12 protein-coding genes are annotated in these 15,500 nt (G+C 48.0%); 6 read left to right on the top strand and 6 right to left on the bottom strand.

The window, feature by feature from the left end:
- Window positions 1–167 precede the first annotated feature (167 nt).
- The 4 genes from guaB (at window position 168) to tadA (ending at window position 4,794) form a co-directional block, all read left to right on the top strand.
- Entirely contained in the window at window positions 168–1,631 is a 1,464-nt protein-coding gene (gene guaB, locus K0504_RS07400; RefSeq protein WP_220103534.1) for an IMP dehydrogenase, read from the top strand.
- Between the two features lie 103 nt (window positions 1,632–1,734).
- Window positions 1,735–3,312 carry a glutamine-hydrolyzing GMP synthase gene (gene guaA / locus K0504_RS07395; protein ID WP_220103559.1) on the top strand — a complete coding sequence of 526 codons (1,578 nt, stop codon included), beginning with the start codon at window positions 1,735–1,737 and terminating at the stop codon, window positions 3,310–3,312.
- 266 nt (window positions 3,313–3,578) lie between these two features.
- A complete protein-coding gene (locus K0504_RS07390) occupies window positions 3,579–4,004 on the top strand; it encodes a hypothetical protein (protein WP_220103533.1) in 426 nt (141 codons plus the stop codon).
- A 289-nt stretch (window positions 4,005–4,293) separates the two neighbouring features.
- Window positions 4,294–4,794 carry a tRNA adenosine(34) deaminase TadA gene (gene tadA / locus K0504_RS07385; protein WP_220103532.1) on the top strand — a complete coding sequence of 167 codons (501 nt, stop codon included), beginning with the start codon at window positions 4,294–4,296 and terminating at the stop codon, window positions 4,792–4,794.
- Window positions 4,795–5,026: 232 nt separating this feature from the next.
- On the opposite strand, the gene mltF is transcribed toward tadA, so the two are convergent.
- The gene (mltF, locus tag K0504_RS07380; protein ID WP_220103531.1) at window positions 5,027–6,565 is read right to left on the bottom strand and encodes a membrane-bound lytic murein transglycosylase MltF; all 1,539 of its coding nucleotides are present in this window, start codon (window positions 6,563–6,565) and stop codon (window positions 5,027–5,029) included.
- A gap of 171 nt (window positions 6,566–6,736) precedes the next feature.
- Here mltF and purL point away from each other — a divergent pair, with 171 nt between their 5' ends.
- Complete coding sequence (gene purL, locus K0504_RS07375) at window positions 6,737–10,630, top strand: phosphoribosylformylglycinamidine synthase (RefSeq protein WP_220103530.1); 3,894 nt, start codon at window positions 6,737–6,739, stop codon at window positions 10,628–10,630.
- Between the two features lie 65 nt (window positions 10,631–10,695).
- On the opposite strand, the gene K0504_RS07370 is transcribed toward purL, so the two are convergent.
- From K0504_RS07370 to flgA, 5 genes are all read right to left on the bottom strand, one after another.
- Entirely contained in the window at window positions 10,696–11,862 is a 1,167-nt protein-coding gene (locus tag K0504_RS07370; RefSeq protein ID WP_220103529.1) for a chorismate mutase, read from the bottom strand.
- 264 nt (window positions 11,863–12,126) lie between these two features.
- Window positions 12,127–12,429, bottom strand: a complete 303-nt coding sequence (gene hpf, locus K0504_RS07365; protein ID WP_220103528.1) for a ribosome hibernation-promoting factor, HPF/YfiA family — start codon at window positions 12,427–12,429, stop codon at window positions 12,127–12,129.
- Window positions 12,430–12,885: 456 nt separating this feature from the next.
- Window positions 12,886–13,305, bottom strand: a complete 420-nt coding sequence (gene flgN / locus K0504_RS07360) for a flagellar export chaperone FlgN (protein ID WP_220103527.1) — start codon at window positions 13,303–13,305, stop codon at window positions 12,886–12,888.
- Complete coding sequence (gene flgM / locus K0504_RS07355) at window positions 13,305–13,649, bottom strand: flagellar biosynthesis anti-sigma factor FlgM (RefSeq protein ID WP_220103526.1); 345 nt, start codon at window positions 13,647–13,649, stop codon at window positions 13,305–13,307. Before flgM ends, flgN begins: the two co-directional genes overlap by 1 nt.
- A 78-nt stretch (window positions 13,650–13,727) precedes the next feature.
- Window positions 13,728–14,444, bottom strand: coding sequence for a flagellar basal body P-ring formation chaperone FlgA (flgA, locus tag K0504_RS07350; RefSeq protein WP_220103525.1), 717 nt, complete (start codon window positions 14,442–14,444; stop codon window positions 13,728–13,730).
- Between the two features lie 129 nt (window positions 14,445–14,573).
- On the opposite strand from flgA, the gene K0504_RS07345 reads away from it, so the two are divergent.
- The gene (locus tag K0504_RS07345) at window positions 14,574–15,500 is read left to right on the top strand and encodes a chemotaxis protein (RefSeq protein WP_220103524.1); all 927 of its coding nucleotides are present in this window, start codon (window positions 14,574–14,576) and stop codon (window positions 15,498–15,500) included.

Raw genomic sequence — 15,500 nt, 5'->3', positions numbered from 1 at the left:
GCGAGTCTGATGTCGACCGGGCTGTTGCGTGCACTTTACAGTTGGATGATAAAAACAATGTGTTTTCCGTGATGTTCGTCAAATATTTATTTGTTTCGGTCGCGGCTTGCCGGTAGAATACGGCCGCAACCAAATGACCGTCACTTGCTTAGGTTGAGAGTTGCATCATGCTAAGAATTGCCAAAGAAGCACTAACGTTTGATGACGTTTTGCTTGTCCCAGCCCACTCTGAAGTACTACCCAACACGGCCGAGCTTCGCACTCGCCTGACGAAGAGCATTGAGCTCAATATTCCAATGCTATCTGCTGCCATGGATACCGTGACCGAAGCGCGTCTCGCGATTGCCTTAGCGCAGGAAGGTGGTATCGGCTTTATCCATAAAAACATGTCGATTGCAGCGCAAGCTGAACAAGTTCGTGCTGTTAAAAAGTACGAAAGTGGCATGGTGGACGAACCAACAACGGTTGGACCAGACCTTTCCATTGGCGAATTGATCTACTTGCAGCAAGACCTCGGATTTTCTGGCTTTCCTGTTGTTGATGCCGACAATGCATTGATTGGTATTGTGACCAGTCGTGACGTGCGTTTTGAACGTGATTCAAGCAAGCAAGTCAAAGACATCATGACTCCTAAAGAGAAGCTAGTTACCGTTCACGAAAGTGCTAGCCGTGAAGATGTTCAGCATTTAATGCATGAACACCGCATTGAAAAGATTTTAGTCGTGAACGATGACTACAAACTGTGCGGCATGATCACCGTGAAAGACTTCAAAAAGGCCGAACGCAAGCCAAACGCTTGTAAAGATGCGCAAGGCCGACTCCGCGTTGGTGCCGCCGTTGGTGCCGGTGACGGTAACGAAGAACGCGTTGCTGCGCTAGTTGAAGCCGGCGTTGATGTATTGCTGGTGGATTCGAGCCACGGTCACTCGCAAGGCGTGTTAAATCGTATTCGCGCAACGAAAGATGCGTACCCTGATGTGCAAATCATTGGTGGTAACGTCGCGACTGGAAGCGGTGCTATTGCGCTTGCCGATGCCGGTTGTGATGCCGTAAAAGTTGGTATAGGTCCTGGCTCTATTTGTACCACTCGTATCGTTACTGGTGTTGGTGTTCCGCAAATTACAGCTGTGTCTGATGCGGTAGCTGCCTTGGCTGAACGTGGCATTCCGGTCATTGCCGATGGCGGCATTCGCTATTCTGGCGATCTCGCTAAAGCGATTGCTGCGGGTGCATCGTGTGTCATGGTTGGCTCTATGTTTGCTGGTACTGACGAAGCGCCGGGTGAGATTGAGCTTTACCAAGGCCGAACGTTCAAAAGCTACCGTGGTATGGGCTCATTGGGTGCTATGTCTAAAGGCTCATCGGATCGCTACTTCCAGACGGACAATGCTGCCGATAAATTGGTACCAGAAGGTATTGAAGGCCGTATTCCATACAAAGGTGCGTTACACGGCATTATTCACCAGCAAATGGGTGGCTTGCGTTCATGCATGGGCTTAACCGGCTGTGCCACTATTGACGAACTCCGCACTAAAGCTGAGTTTGTTAAAGTCACCAGCGCTGGTATGGGTGAATCTCACGTGCACGACGTGACGATCACCAAAGAAGCACCAAACTACCGTTTGGGCTAAATTAATTGTTATTACCTGCCAATTGGCAGGTTGTTGGCGAGGACGACTTTGTATGAAAAGCCGTCCTCGTTTTGTTATTTCGCAAAGTGAGAATTGCAACGCCATGAGCAAAGACATTCACGACCATAAAATCCTGATCTTGGACTTCGGTTCCCAGTACACCCAATTGATTGCCCGCCGTATCCGTGAGCTGGGCGTTTACTGTGAATTATGGGCGTGGGATGTAACCGAGCAGGACATCCGCGATTTTAATCCGCAAGGGATCATTCTTTCAGGTGGCCCAGAGAGTGTGACTGAAGCTGGCTCGCCACGTGCGCCAGAGTACGTGTTCAACGCAGGTGTACCAGTACTCGGCATTTGCTATGGCATGCAAACCATGGCTCATCAACTCGGCGGCTCCGTACAAGGTTCGGATCATCGTGAATTTGGTTATGCTCAGGTTGAACTGATTGCGAAATGTGCTTTGTTTGACTCCATTGAAGATCATGTGGGCGATAACGGTAATGGGCTACTCGATGTGTGGATGAGTCATGGCGATAAAGTTGCCAGCATCCCTGAAGGCTTTAGCACCATTGCACAAACAGCTTCATGCCCATATGCGGCCATGGCTGATGAACAACGTCATTTTTATGGTGTGCAATTTCACCCAGAAGTAACGCATACCCGTCAAGGTATGCGCGTACTTGAGCACTTCGTTATTCAGATTTGCCAGTGTGAAAAGCTATGGACTTCAGCGTCAATCATTGAAAATGCGATTGAAACCATCAAGAAGCAAGTGGGTAATGACAAGGTTATTCTTGGCTTATCTGGCGGTGTTGATAGCTCTGTGGTTGCCATGTTACTGCATCGCGCCATTGGCCCGAATCTAACCTGTGTATTTGTGGATAACGGCCTGCTTCGCTTAAACGAAGGCGAGCAAGTGATGGAAATGTTCGGTGACCACTTTGGTCTGAACATCGTCCACGTCAAAGCTGAAGAACGTTTCTTAAACGCGTTGGCCGATGAAGCGGATCCAGAAGCCAAGCGCAAGAAAATCGGTCACACCTTCATTGAAGTGTTTGATGAAGAAGCAAGCAAACGAACTGATGTTAAGTGGCTAGCTCAGGGCACTATTTACCCTGACGTGATTGAATCTGCGGCGTCAAAAACTGGCAAAGCACATGTCATTAAGTCACACCACAACGTGGGAGGTTTGCCAGACGACATGGAGCTTGGCTTGGTCGAGCCACTCAAAGAACTGTTCAAAGATGAAGTGCGTAAGATTGGCTTAGAGTTGGGCTTGCCTTACGACATGCTTTACCGTCATCCGTTCCCTGGCCCAGGCTTAGGCGTTCGTGTTCTGGGTGAAGTTAAAAAAGAATATTGTGACTTGTTGCGCCGCGCTGATGCCATCTTCATTGAAGAGCTTCATGCGGCAGACTTGTACCATAAAGTGAGCCAAGCCTTTACTGTCTTCCTACCCGTTCGCTCAGTTGGCGTGATGGGTGATGGCCGTAAATATGATTGGGTGGTGTCGCTGCGTGCAGTAGAAACCATCGACTTTATGACGGCCCATTGGGCTCATTTGCCGTATGAGTTCTTAGGTAAGGTATCAAACCGCATTATTAATGAAATTGATGGTATTTCGCGCGTTGTTTATGACGTGTCAGGCAAGCCGCCTGCGACCATCGAATGGGAATAAGCGGATTTGTGTTATGAATATAAAAGCCAGCGAAAGCTGGCTTTTTTATGCCCGTTTGATGCTCACTAATTGCCAAATCAAAGCGCTCGAGTGATATGAATAAAGGTGCCGCTAGGAGGTTGCTGACAATGGCAGGTTGTCGTTAACTTACGCTGGTTCTAATAATTGTTGATTAACTTGAGCCTGTTGCGGGTAACACTGGGAATTTGTTGAGTTTTCAAATAATCTTGCTGCATCGCAACAAATATTAAAAGGCGTCATGAGTCATGATAAGTAACCGATTAATCGCTCGCCTGCTTGGCGCAACTTTTCTGCTGTCAGCAACTGCTGCGTTTAGCCAACAAGGCGAACCTGTTGAGCCACATCAACAGTTATTTGCGCGCTCGGTGATGTATCAATCGCTAACCGATGTGTGCATCGAACAAGGCCATAATTCGATGCTGCAATCAGCTTATCAGCAATGGTTATTGCGCAGCCAAACTCCAATTCAGCAGGGCCGAGAGAGCGTTGCAACAATGGCTGCCGCTCAAGGCCGAACGATGGATTCTGTCGTTAAGATATTTTTGCACATGGTTGAACAAAATTGGGCGTTACTGAATGAAGGAGAGCGTTCGCTCAAGTGCATTGAGTTGGACAAGTACCTGAATGACGTTGATCGCGCCATACCACAAACGCCTATCATCGCAGGCTAGTGCATTCCATAACGGGTTATTACCCAAATCGGTTATCCGCGCGAATTGTTAGCGAGACTCACGAGTCGCTCTAGCTCCGTGGATAGGGCTACAGCCTGACGTATGATTTTACGCTGTGTTATCGCTGGCATGACTGCGTGAACCAAAACAGGGTAACGTAGTCGCAATGGAAAGAGACGTTTCGATTACTCCCTAACTCGCTCAGCCAATGGATTCTTCTATTATGGGCTTTGTCGCCGATTTATGGTCAAATCTCGCATCACCACACGAATGATCAACACTGGTAAGCATGACATCAGATGAACAATGGATGGAGCGCGCTTTAGCGCTTGCTGAGCAAGCGGAGCAACGCGGCGAAGTGCCGGTTGGAGCTGTATTGGTTGTAGATGGCCAAGAAATTGCCAGCGGCTTTAATCAAAGTATCTGTCAGCACGATCCCACCGCCCATGCGGAGATCATTGCGCTGCGACAAGCCGGTCAACAAGTAGAAAATTATCGCCTCACCAATACGACCTTGTATGTCACGTTAGAGCCTTGCCCAATGTGCGCTGGCGCAATGGTGCATGCTCGTGTGGGGCGTTTAGTTTATGGAGCTTCAGATCCGAGAACCGGCGCCGCAGGCTCGGTTTTTCAATTACTTAAATCTGATCAATTGAATCATCAGGTTGAAGTGGTTGGTGGGGTAAAAGACACAGAATGTGCTGAGCAGTTACGGCGCTTCTTCCGCAACAAGCGAGAACAGGCTAAAGCCTTAAAAAAATCGAAACAACAGCTGTCTGGTGACGATTAGTCGTCGGCCATAAACATGGCGTGTTGCTTACGTTGGCGCGCAAAAATATTTCGTTTGACGCGTTTGACTTGAATGTAGCGACGTAAATTCTGGCTACGGGTACGAGTTTTTCGCATATTTTTAAACCTCATTATTAAATCTCCCGACATTACACATTTCGTGTATTACAGCTTGATGACAGTATTTACCATAGACTCAGATAAGTTTGCGATCCATCGCCTATTTGCATCTTTTACTGTTGGCTAGCGTCAGGCTCCGATATGGTGGTTGCTTGTTCTGTCGTAGCCTTTTCTGCTTCTGCTTCTGCTTCTGCTTCTGCTTCTGCTTCTTGCGCTTCGCTATCTTGAATAATTTCATCGATATTGGAAAAGCGTTGTTGCTGGCGTTTGAGTTGTTGCTCGCGCGCGGCTTCTCGTTCAAGCCATATCAAGGTTTCATAATAACGGCGAATATTACGCACATAGCGGACCGGCTCTTCGCCGCGGGCATAGCCAAACTTGGTTTGCTTGTACCATTGGCGTTTGCGTAATAATGGCAGACTTTGTTGCACATCCAGCCATGCATATTTGTTTTTGCCTTGTAGCTCTGCGATGGTCATGGCATCCACAAGATGACCAAAACCAACGTTATAAGCGGCCAAAGCGAACCAAATGCGCTCATCTTCCGGCACTTTATCAGGGATCCGAGCGAGCATTTTTTCCAAGTATTTAGCGCCACCGGCAATACTTTGCTCTGCGTCTAATCGGTTTGACACGCCAACGCTGGCTGCCGTGTTTTGGGTCAGCATCATCATTCCGCGAACACCGGTAAACGAGGTGGCTTTGGGGTTCCAGTGAGATTCCTGATAACTAATGGCGGCTAATAGCTCCCATTCGATAGGCTGAGCATGGCGTTGGAATACTTTTCGGTAGCGCGGTAATTTTCGCTTCGCCGCGCGGATGAATGAGCGAGTGTCAACGTAATCAAACTCATTGATATGGCTGAAATATTTGTGCTCCATTTCAGCCAGTAAGCCTTGTTCTCTAATCCAGCTGAAGTACTCAATGGCTAAACCAAATAAACTGTCGTCATCGGTGCCAGAAAAAGCCCAAGCGATGTCTTGCTCACCTTCCAATGAAAAGGCAACCGATAGCTCAGGATGGAAACGGCGCATGGCGTCAAGCTGAGTGGAGTCCACTAAGGTGTAATCAATGTCACCTGACAGCACCTTCAACAACAATGAGTCGGTATTGTCATTAGCACTTTCACGCCATTGTAAATCTGGATAGACCTGTTGTTGTGCGGCGAGAGAATCGGCATGGGCGCTGTTGGCCATGACCACTAACTCACCAGGTATTTTTTTGAAACTTAATGGCCAGCGATTGCCTTTTTTAAACACCACTTTCTGACTGACCTGATAGTAAGTCGGGCCAAATCGAAATTGTTCGCGGCGAGAATTGGTGGGCGTTAAACCTGCTGCGGCAAAGTCAATTTCATCATGGTCGAGTTTTCGAAATAACTGATCGATTTGATGGACTGGAACCATTTTCAGGCGCACGCCCAAATAATCAGCAAAGGATTTGGCCAAGTCATATTCCAAGCCTGTTTCGCCAACTTGATCGCGCATGTAAGTTGTGGTGCCAAATAAGGTGCCAACACGCAAAACGCCACGCTGCTGAATTTCTTGTAGCTGCGAGTTTGCCTGCTCAGATTGGGGTAAACAGCCCGTTAACAGGCTTGATACCGTTAAAGCAATCCACAATATAACCTGTCTAAACTGCCAACTTCTCATAAATTTTGTTTACTAATCATAGGCCTGGAAGGAGAACTTAAGCCTCATTGTAGCGCCGATTAAAGATATTGCATCGGATTCTCGGTAAACGCTGCATTCGTGCGAATTTTTGCCTATAATAGCGCCCCTTAATAGAGTCCATCCCACCAGATATCGAGTCCAATACCGTCTATGGAAATTCTACGCGGCGCGCCTGCATTATCCGACTTTCGTATCCAGAAATTACTGGCTGCATGTACTAAAAATCAACTACCTGTAGTTGATATATATGCCGAATTTATGCACTTCGTTGAGCTTAACGGGCAATTAAGCTCGGAGCAACAGGGTGAGTTGAGTCAGATCCTGACTTACGGCCCAACGATTGCCGAGCATGAACCGGCTGGTGAACTGATGTTGGTGACTCCGCGTCCCGGCACTATCTCACCTTGGTCTACTAAAGCAACCGACATTGCGCATAACTGTGGCTTAGATGCCATCGTACGCATTGAGCGCGGAACTGCCTATTACATCAAGGTCGAAGGTGAGTTAACTGCAGCGCAAGCCACAGTTCTGAAATCTTTATTGCATGACCGCATGATGGAAGTGATTTTTGCGGACATGAATCAAGCCAGCGCATTATTCCAACACCACACGCCAGCCCCGCACAAGTCGGTTGATGTGTTGAGTGGCGGTCGCGAGGCGTTGGCTAAGGCTAACGTTGATTTAGGTTTGGCATTGGCTGATGACGAAATCGACTATCTGGTCGAGAGCTTTATCAAGCTCAACCGGAATCCAAACGACATCGAGCTGTACATGTTTGCCCAAGCAAACTCCGAGCACTGTCGTCATAAGATCTTCAATGCCGACTGGACCATTGATGGCATAGAGCAGCCGAAGTCGCTGTTCAAAATGATCAAAAACACCTACGAACAGACTCCTGACTACGTCCTCTCTGCGTATTCTGACAATGCTGCGGTTATGGAAGGGACGGCTGCAGGCCGCTTCTTTGCTGATCCGCAAACGCGCGAATATGGCTACCATCAGGAAGATATTCAAATCCTGATGAAAGTAGAAACCCACAACCACCCAACGGCTATCTCGCCTTGGCCTGGAGCAGCAACCGGCTCTGGTGGTGAGATTCGTGATGAAGGTGCGACGGGTAAAGGTGCTAAGCCTAAAGCTGGCTTGGTCGGCTTCTCTGTTTCTAACCTGCGTATTCCTGGTGCCGAGCAACCGTGGGAAACCGACTTCGGTAAGCCGGCTCGCATTGTGTCAGCATTTGACATCATGATGGACGGCCCGCTCGGCGGCGCTGCGTTTAACAACGAATTCGGTCGCCCTGCATTGTTGGGTTACTTCCGTACATACGAAGAACAAGTTAACAGCCACGCCGGGGAAGAAGTACGTGGTTACCACAAGCCTATTATGTTGGCGGGTGGTATTGGCAACATTCGAGATGAGCACGTCATTAAGACTCCTTTCGAAGCAGGCTCCAAGCTCGTTGTGCTTGGCGGCCCGGCGATGAACATTGGCCTTGGCGGCGGTGCTGCATCGTCCATGGCATCTGGCCAATCGAGTGAAGATTTAGATTTTGCTTCGGTTCAACGGGATAACCCAGAAATGGAACGCCGTTGTCAGGAAGTTATCGACCGTTGTTGGCAGTTAGGCGACGCGAACCCGATTGCCTTTATCCATGATGTGGGCGCTGGTGGATTGTCGAATGCTTTCCCTGAGTTGGTTCATGATGGTGGCTGTGGCGGTGATTTCCACCTGCGCAATGTGCCAAATGATGAGCCAGGCATGAGCCCTCTTGAAATTTGGTGTAACGAATCGCAAGAGCGTTATGTGCTCGCGATTGATCCAGAAAGCTTGGCGGTATTTGAGGCTATCTGTAAGCGCGAACGCGCGCCATTCGCAGTTATCGGCGATGCGACTGCAGAGCAGACGTTAGGCCTGCACGATAGTCACTTTGATAATAAGCCAATCGATTTACCATTGGATGTGTTGTTGGGCAAGCCGCCAAAAATGCATCGCGACGTCACTTCAATTAAAGCGACGGGTAATGTGCTGAAACTGGATGACGTGACGCCAGCTGATGCTGCAGAGCGCCTATTACGCTTGCCGACTATTGCCGAAAAAACCTTCTTGGTAACCATTGGTGACCGTACGGTTACCGGTATGGTGGCGCAAGATCAAATGGTTGGCCCTTGGCAGGTTCCTGTCGCGAACTGCGCCGTTACGACCGCATCATTCGACACCTATGCTGGTGAAGCGATGTCGATGGGTGAACGTACGCCGGTTGCCTTACTCGATTTCGGCGCCTCCGCTCGTTTGGCTGTCGCTGAGTCGATTACCAATATTGCTGCTAATTCGATTGGCGACATTAAGCGCATTAAATTGTCTGCCAACTGGATGTCTGCAGCCGGCCACCCTGGCGAAGATGCCGGCTTGTATGAAGCTGTCAAAGCGGTAGGTGAAGAGTTGTGTGCCGAGATTGGCCTCACCATCCCGGTCGGTAAAGATTCCATGTCGATGAAAACTCGTTGGCAGGAAGATGGTGAAGATAAGTCAGTCACAGCGCCACTGTCATTGGTGATCACGGCCTTTGGCCGCGTGATTGATGTACGCCAGTCGGTAACGCCTCAACTGCGCACTGACAAAGGCAACACCGATTTACTGCTCGTCGATTTAGGTAAAGGTCAGAACCGTTTAGGTGCCTCTTGTTTGGCGCAAGTGTACAAACAGTTGGGCGATGTTGCTCCTGATCTAGACAATAACCAATTGTTACTGCAGTTCTTCAATGCCATACAAGCCTTGGTACAAGACGATAAGCTGTTGGCATATCACGACCGTTCTGATGGTGGCTTATTCACCACAGTTGCGGAAATGGCTTTTGCTGGCCACACCGGTGTTACCGTTGATATTGCTGCCTTAGGCAATGATGACTTAGCCGCGCTTTACAGCGAAGAGCTTGGCGCCGTGGTGCAAATTTCTGCTGCAGACCGTGATGCGGTAATGAAGGTTTTTGCTGACAACGGTTTGGCTGATTGTGTGCATGTGATTGGTGGTTTGAATGACACCGATACCATCGACTTCGTTCGCGGAGAAGATACGGTGTTGAGTAATACCCGCACTCACTATCGCATGGTGTGGGCTGAAACGACTCATCGTATGCAGGCGCTACGTGATAACCCAGAATGTGCCCAACAAGAATTTGATGCTAAAGCCAATGCGGCCGATCCTGGTATTCAGATCGAGCTGGGTTTTGATTTGAACGAAGACGTTGCTGCGCCATATATTGGCAAAGGGGCTGCACCTAAGATTGCCATCTTGCGTGAGCAAGGTGTGAACTCTCACGTCGAAATGGCAGCCGCATTTGATCGCGCAGGCTTTGCCGCGGTTGATGTTCATATGAGCGATGTCTTGGCTGGCGATATCGACTTTGATCAATTCAAAGGTTTAGTGGCTTGTGGCGGCTTCTCATATGGAGACGTACTGGGCGCTGGCGAAGGTTGGGCCAAGTCGATTCTGTTTAACAACCAAGCCCGTGATGCTTTCCAAGGCTTCTTCCACCGTGATGACACTTTCAGCTTAGGTGTTTGTAATGGCTGTCAGATGATTTCTAACTTGAAGGCATTGATTCCGGGTGCGGAGCTGTGGCCACGTTTTGTGCGCAACCAATCTGAACGCTTTGAAGCGCGTTTCAGCACGGTGAAAGTAGCGCAAAGTCCATCGGTATTACTGGCTGGCATGGCAGGCTCTCGTATGCCAATTGCTGTATCGCATGGCGAAGGTCGTACCGAATTCGCTACTACTGATGCGTTGGCGGCTTTGCAAAAGTCGGGCACTGTCGCGATGAATTTCGTGGATAACAGTGGTCAATTCACCAACCAGTATCCATTGAACCCGAACGGCTCACCTGATGGCATTACTGCTGTTACCTCCGTTGATGGTCGGGCTACGATTATGATGCCACACCCTGAGCGAGTGTTCCGCGCGGTAAGTCATTCGTGGGCTCCGGATGAGTGGCAAGAAGATAGCCCTTGGATGCGTATGTTCCGCAATGCTCGCGTGTTCGTTGGTTAACATGATGTAGCACATAAAAAAACGGAGCTTAGGGCTCCGTTTTTTTTGACCAATTGGTGTTGATATTAGTCAACGACGGGCTCAGTTGGACTAATGTCATCACTGGGGTAACAACCAAGGATTTTGATAAACGTGGTGATATCGTTGAGTTGTTCCATCGCCGTGATCAAGTTGCTGCTACTGACATTGCTTTCAACATCCACATAGAACATTTCTTCCCATGGGTTTCCTGGTATCGGGCGAGATTCCAGTTTGCACATATTGATGTTGTTTTGCTTAAGAATGATCAACGCATCTACTAGCGCGCCGGGCCGCTGTTTCACCGACATAATGAAAGTCGTCTTCGCTGGAATTTGTTCGGCCACATCAATGGGCTTACGAGCCACCACAATGAACCGGCTGTAGTTTTGCTTTTGATTAGCAAGACCGGTGCGAATGGCTGTCAATCCGTAAAGCCGACCGCCGTCTGCGTTACCAATGGCAGCCACATCGTCTCGTGCCATGTTGGCAACAATTTCAAAAGCGTGTGATGTGGCATCTGTACGTTCAATGGCCACTTCAGGTAAGTGACTTAAGTATTCGCTACATTGCGCGATAGGCTGGAAGTGGGAGTAGATGGTTTTGATTTTTTCTTCCGAGGTAGCCGTTGCGACTAACAGGCAATGTTCAACCGGTACCGATACCTCACCCACGATATGTAAGCTGGTGTGCTGAAGTAAGTCATATACCTCGTTAATGCCACCGGATGAAGTGTTCTCAATGGGTAGTAAGGCATAGTCAGCTAGGCCATTTTCGACTTTGCCAATGACTTCTTTGAATGTTTTGCAACCGTGCTCAATGACTTCCTCAGCCTTTCGAGCAAAGTACTTTTGTGCCGCTAAATGGCTGTATGAGCCTTGCTGCCCTAAGAATGCCACACGCACCTTGTGTGCGATGGTATCTGGATTGATGTGCTGTTGGAGGTAGGCCTGCTGCAGTAACACCGAGTCTTCAATGATGCTGTGAAACACCTGAGTTACATAGGGAGCATCCAGTTGTAATGACTTACCGGTTTCAATGAGTTCAACCAACAACTGCTGTTCACGGGTTGTGTCGCGAACGGGTTTGCTACTGGCAAGTTTGCTCTTCGCAACCTCCATACTTAGCTGTCGGCGCTTGGCAAGCAATTCGAGCAGTTGCTTGTCGGTGCCACTGATGTCTTTTCTGACCGTGTCTAAGTTTGGCGAGGCCATGAGCAATCCTTTTGTTTTTTATTCTCGGTGTTGGTTAGCCAACGCCCTAAGTTATTCAAAATAAAAAGGCCTCCCAGTGTGGGGAGGCCTATGATTTATTGACTCTATACAATAAATCCCGCCCCATTAGGGCAGGATAAAGAAAAGCTTGGTTTGGAAATCGGAGAGTCGTCTCATGGTTGACAATCTAAGTGATGAGAGTTGTGACTGTCAACCAAAATTGACGCAACTGCAAGTGAATGTCTAAGCATTACGGTTGCGTTTTTATGCGGCTTGATTTCTCGCTGTGTTGATTTTGCCACGATGACGTAAAAGCTGTTGCTTTAATTTATCGACGAGGCGATTCGTTGCCACCTGAAAATTTTCATGGCTCGCTTTGGCGAATAACTCGGTTCCGGGAATGAATAGGCGAGCTTCAACAATAATATTGCTGCCATCTTTTTCAACAATAACATGGGGGTTAATTAACTGGGCGTCTAGACGCTCTAACTTGGAAAATGCGTAACTAATGTGCTCGCGAATAGAAGGAGTTACAGGCATGGTTTTGCAGGTGATTTCGATATTCATCGTGGGATCCTTTATTAATTGCCTCAACTTCAGAATACGAACTGGAGGGATGAATAACGTGATATCGATCAAGTTTGCTAAGTGATAAAAAAGTTCCCAAATAAATTGTGAGGAGTAGGGCAAAAGTAGCTTAAAACGGCTGATGAAAAATAACAGGCGAGTTACATTGGGGAAATAAGCTAGTAAGCAATGGGTCGCATCGAAGAGAAACGATACGGAGATGAGTTAGTTATCTGATTACCAGCGAGAACTACCTTTACGCGTACTACGCAGACCTAAACCAATCATCAACTCTAATGCAATGATAATCGCGACTATCCTGATAACTAAATAAAGTGCCATAGAATCAACTAGATCATTTAGATGTGAATAAAATTTGACCTATTGAATGGCGTAAAGCACCCATTAGTCAATTAAATTTTAAAACTTTTCAGGTTATTGTGATTGAGCTCTCAATCAAACCGAAACGACGTTACCACTAGAGCCAATGCCACTGGCACCACCTTGCGCTGTATACGTCATGGTCGATTGCTGGCCAGCTTTAACCATGGCATTTTGCAGGCGGCTAATACTGGTCATCGCCAATGCGATCATACGACCGTTAGTTTCATTCAGTTGTTTGCAGAGTTTTAATTGCGATTTAGCTTTAATGGCACCGGTTCGAAATGCTTCGGTATCAAGCTTATGCTTGCCTAAAGCTTGATCGCCGAGCTGCAATTCTTGCAGTAATGCCGTTTTGCGAGGAGGGATAGCTGCCAGCTCTTCAAATTTTCGTTCTGACAGAACTTGTTGCTCTTCAACTAAAAGTTGCTGCAGCAATTTGAGTCGCTCAAGTTGTTTTTCAATTAAAGCTGTTGCTGCTTGTTCTTGGTTCATTAGCTGCCTGCCAGATTTCCGAGTTCTTTCTCGAAATCTTGCAGCTTTTGCGCCAACTTTTCAGGATCGACTTTGTATTGCCCTTCAGCAATTGCTTTTTTGATGCTAGCAACTCGTTCTTGGCTAAATGACGGGGTACTGGCCATAGCGCGTTGCATATTTCCTAGTGATTGAGCTTGCTGAGTAAGCGAAACGGAATCTTTCACGTGAGCGGCAGCCGGTTGGCTTGCTGGCGCCTGTGAGCCTTGGCTGTTTTGTTGAACCTGAGCGTCAGGTTTTCCTGCGTTGGCACCCTTAACCGATGTGGTTGGAGTGCCCTGTACCCGGTTGATGTCAATGGCCATGGTCTGATTCCCACTGTGGAAAAAACGTTTCTCTGCTCAGTATATCGGAGTGAGACCAAAAAACTTTAATAAAATTGCTCAAATATTTATCTGAACCTTGCCGGTGGCAACAACAACGGCATTGATTTTCCGCCCCGAGCGTTTGTTTTGAACGCGCACAGTATCCCCTTGGGTACCATTATTTAACGCTAAGCCGGCGGTTTTTATTCGTAAACCGCTGCCGGTGGCTTCAACGATCACGTCCTCTCCCTTACAGACTTGGCACAAGGAACGTTTACGCAAGACTTGATTGGAGCTGACAGATTGCCGTGTCTTAGAGCCAATCACTTGCGCAGTGCTGCTGAAAAAGCCATTGCGTAACATAAAGGTGTCTTGATACGTCACTTCAACGTCTTTCGCTTCAATGATTGAACCCGCCGATAATGACGTTACGGACGTTACGGCCTGCTGCATTTTTTTGATTTGGGTTGGGACATACAAAGACCATAAGGTTTCGTTTTGCTCTGAAAAACACTGGGTGTAGATAGTGCTGTTTCGAGCGATAGGTTTGTTTCCGGAGACCTTAAACGCTAACGGAGTCGGGCAATCGGCTAATTTTATACGAGGATCGAGGCCGCGAATTTGTATCTCCCAGCGGGTGCCCTCAACCTCAGGAACTTGTTGCTCTATATATTGACGGACTTGATTGCGCAAATCGTCAAGGGAAATAGCAGCATTTGCCGCCAAGGATGTGACCGAGCCTACAGTCAGGCTAAGCATTGTGAGTAAGGTGCTAAATCCGCTTGGATTTTTCATCTGATTTCCCATAGATTCGACTATGATGTATAAACCTGCGGGCGTCATAGGTTTGACGCATACGTAAATGTTCTGGGTGTCACGCAAAGGTTGTGCCACCTCTATTGCACCAGAAGTGAGGTTGTATTCATGGCTGGGATACTCGACTCAGTAAACCAAAGAACCCAACTCGTTGGTCAAAACCGCTTAGAGCTGCTGCTTTTTAAACTTGGTACTCGTCAGCGCTATGGCATTAATGTCTTTAAAGTTAAGGAAGTGCTGCAATGTCCAACCTTAACGGCGATGCCAAAACGTCATCCGTTCATCCGAGGAATTGCCCACATTCGCGGTAATACCATTTCGGTGATCGACATGAGTTTGGCCACAGGTGGCCGGGCGATCCAAGATATTGAAAATTGCTTCATTGTGATTGCCGAATACAACCGTTCTACTCAAGGCTTTTTGGTTTCAAGCGTCGAACGCATTGTCAATGTCAACTGGGAATCCATTCAGCCACCGCCAACAGGCTCTGGCAGAGCAAGTTACTTGACGGCTGTGACGGAAATTGAAAAGGAGCTGGTTGAGATCTTGGATGTTGAAAAGATTCTTGATGAAATCAATCCTGTTTCAACTGAAGTGAGTGCAAACGTCATTCACGAAGAAACGGCACAAGCAAACGTTGGCCGCGCCATTATGATTGCCGATGATTCAAGTGTGGCTCGCAATCAGATTAAGCGAGCTTTAGCACCGCTAAATATGGAGATTCACCTCGCCCGGGATGGTAAAGAAGCGTTGGAGCAATTGCGGGAGCTTGCCGCGCAGCATAAGCCATTACATGAGTGGATGCCGGTGTTAATTTCAGACATTGAAATGCCTGAAATGGATGGCTATACCTTAACGGCTGAATTGCGTAATGATCCTGAGCTGAACAAGTTGCACATCATTTTGCACACATCACTCAGTGGTGTATTTAATGAAGCTATGGTTAGTAAAGTTGGGGCGAATAACTTTATTCCTAAATTTAACCCTGATGAACTGGCTGAAGCGGTGCAGCAAGCGGTTGAAGCCGCGCTATAG

The sequence above is a fragment of the Neiella holothuriorum genome (assembly GCF_019457915.1).
In the GTDB taxonomy this organism is placed as follows: Bacteria; Pseudomonadota; Gammaproteobacteria; order Enterobacterales; family Neiellaceae; genus Neiella; species Neiella holothuriorum.
Note: the sequence above shows the minus strand (reverse complement) of the source record. Positions and strands in the feature narration are given on the sequence as shown.

Coding starts and splice junctions, on each gene's coding strand:
- guaB (WP_220103534.1), top strand. CDS start 168: ATGCTAAGAATTGCCAAAGAAGCACTAACGTTTGATGACGTTTTGCTT.
- guaA (WP_220103559.1), top strand. CDS start 1,735: ATGAGCAAAGACATTCACGACCATAAAATCCTGATCTTGGACTTCGGT.
- K0504_RS07390 (WP_220103533.1), top strand. CDS start 3,579: ATGATAAGTAACCGATTAATCGCTCGCCTGCTTGGCGCAACTTTTCTG.
- tadA (WP_220103532.1), top strand. CDS start 4,294: ATGACATCAGATGAACAATGGATGGAGCGCGCTTTAGCGCTTGCTGAG.
- mltF (WP_220103531.1), bottom strand. CDS start 6,565: ATGAGAAGTTGGCAGTTTAGACAGGTTATATTGTGGATTGCTTTAACG.
- purL (WP_220103530.1), top strand. CDS start 6,737: ATGGAAATTCTACGCGGCGCGCCTGCATTATCCGACTTTCGTATCCAG.
- K0504_RS07370 (WP_220103529.1), bottom strand. CDS start 11,862: ATGGCCTCGCCAAACTTAGACACGGTCAGAAAAGACATCAGTGGCACC.
- hpf (WP_220103528.1), bottom strand. CDS start 12,429: ATGAATATCGAAATCACCTGCAAAACCATGCCTGTAACTCCTTCTATT.
- flgN (WP_220103527.1), bottom strand. CDS start 13,305: ATGAACCAAGAACAAGCAGCAACAGCTTTAATTGAAAAACAACTTGAG.
- flgM (WP_220103526.1), bottom strand. CDS start 13,649: ATGGCCATTGACATCAACCGGGTACAGGGCACTCCAACCACATCGGTT.
- flgA (WP_220103525.1), bottom strand. CDS start 14,444: ATGAAAAATCCAAGCGGATTTAGCACCTTACTCACAATGCTTAGCCTG.
- K0504_RS07345 (WP_220103524.1), top strand. CDS start 14,574: ATGGCTGGGATACTCGACTCAGTAAACCAAAGAACCCAACTCGTTGGT.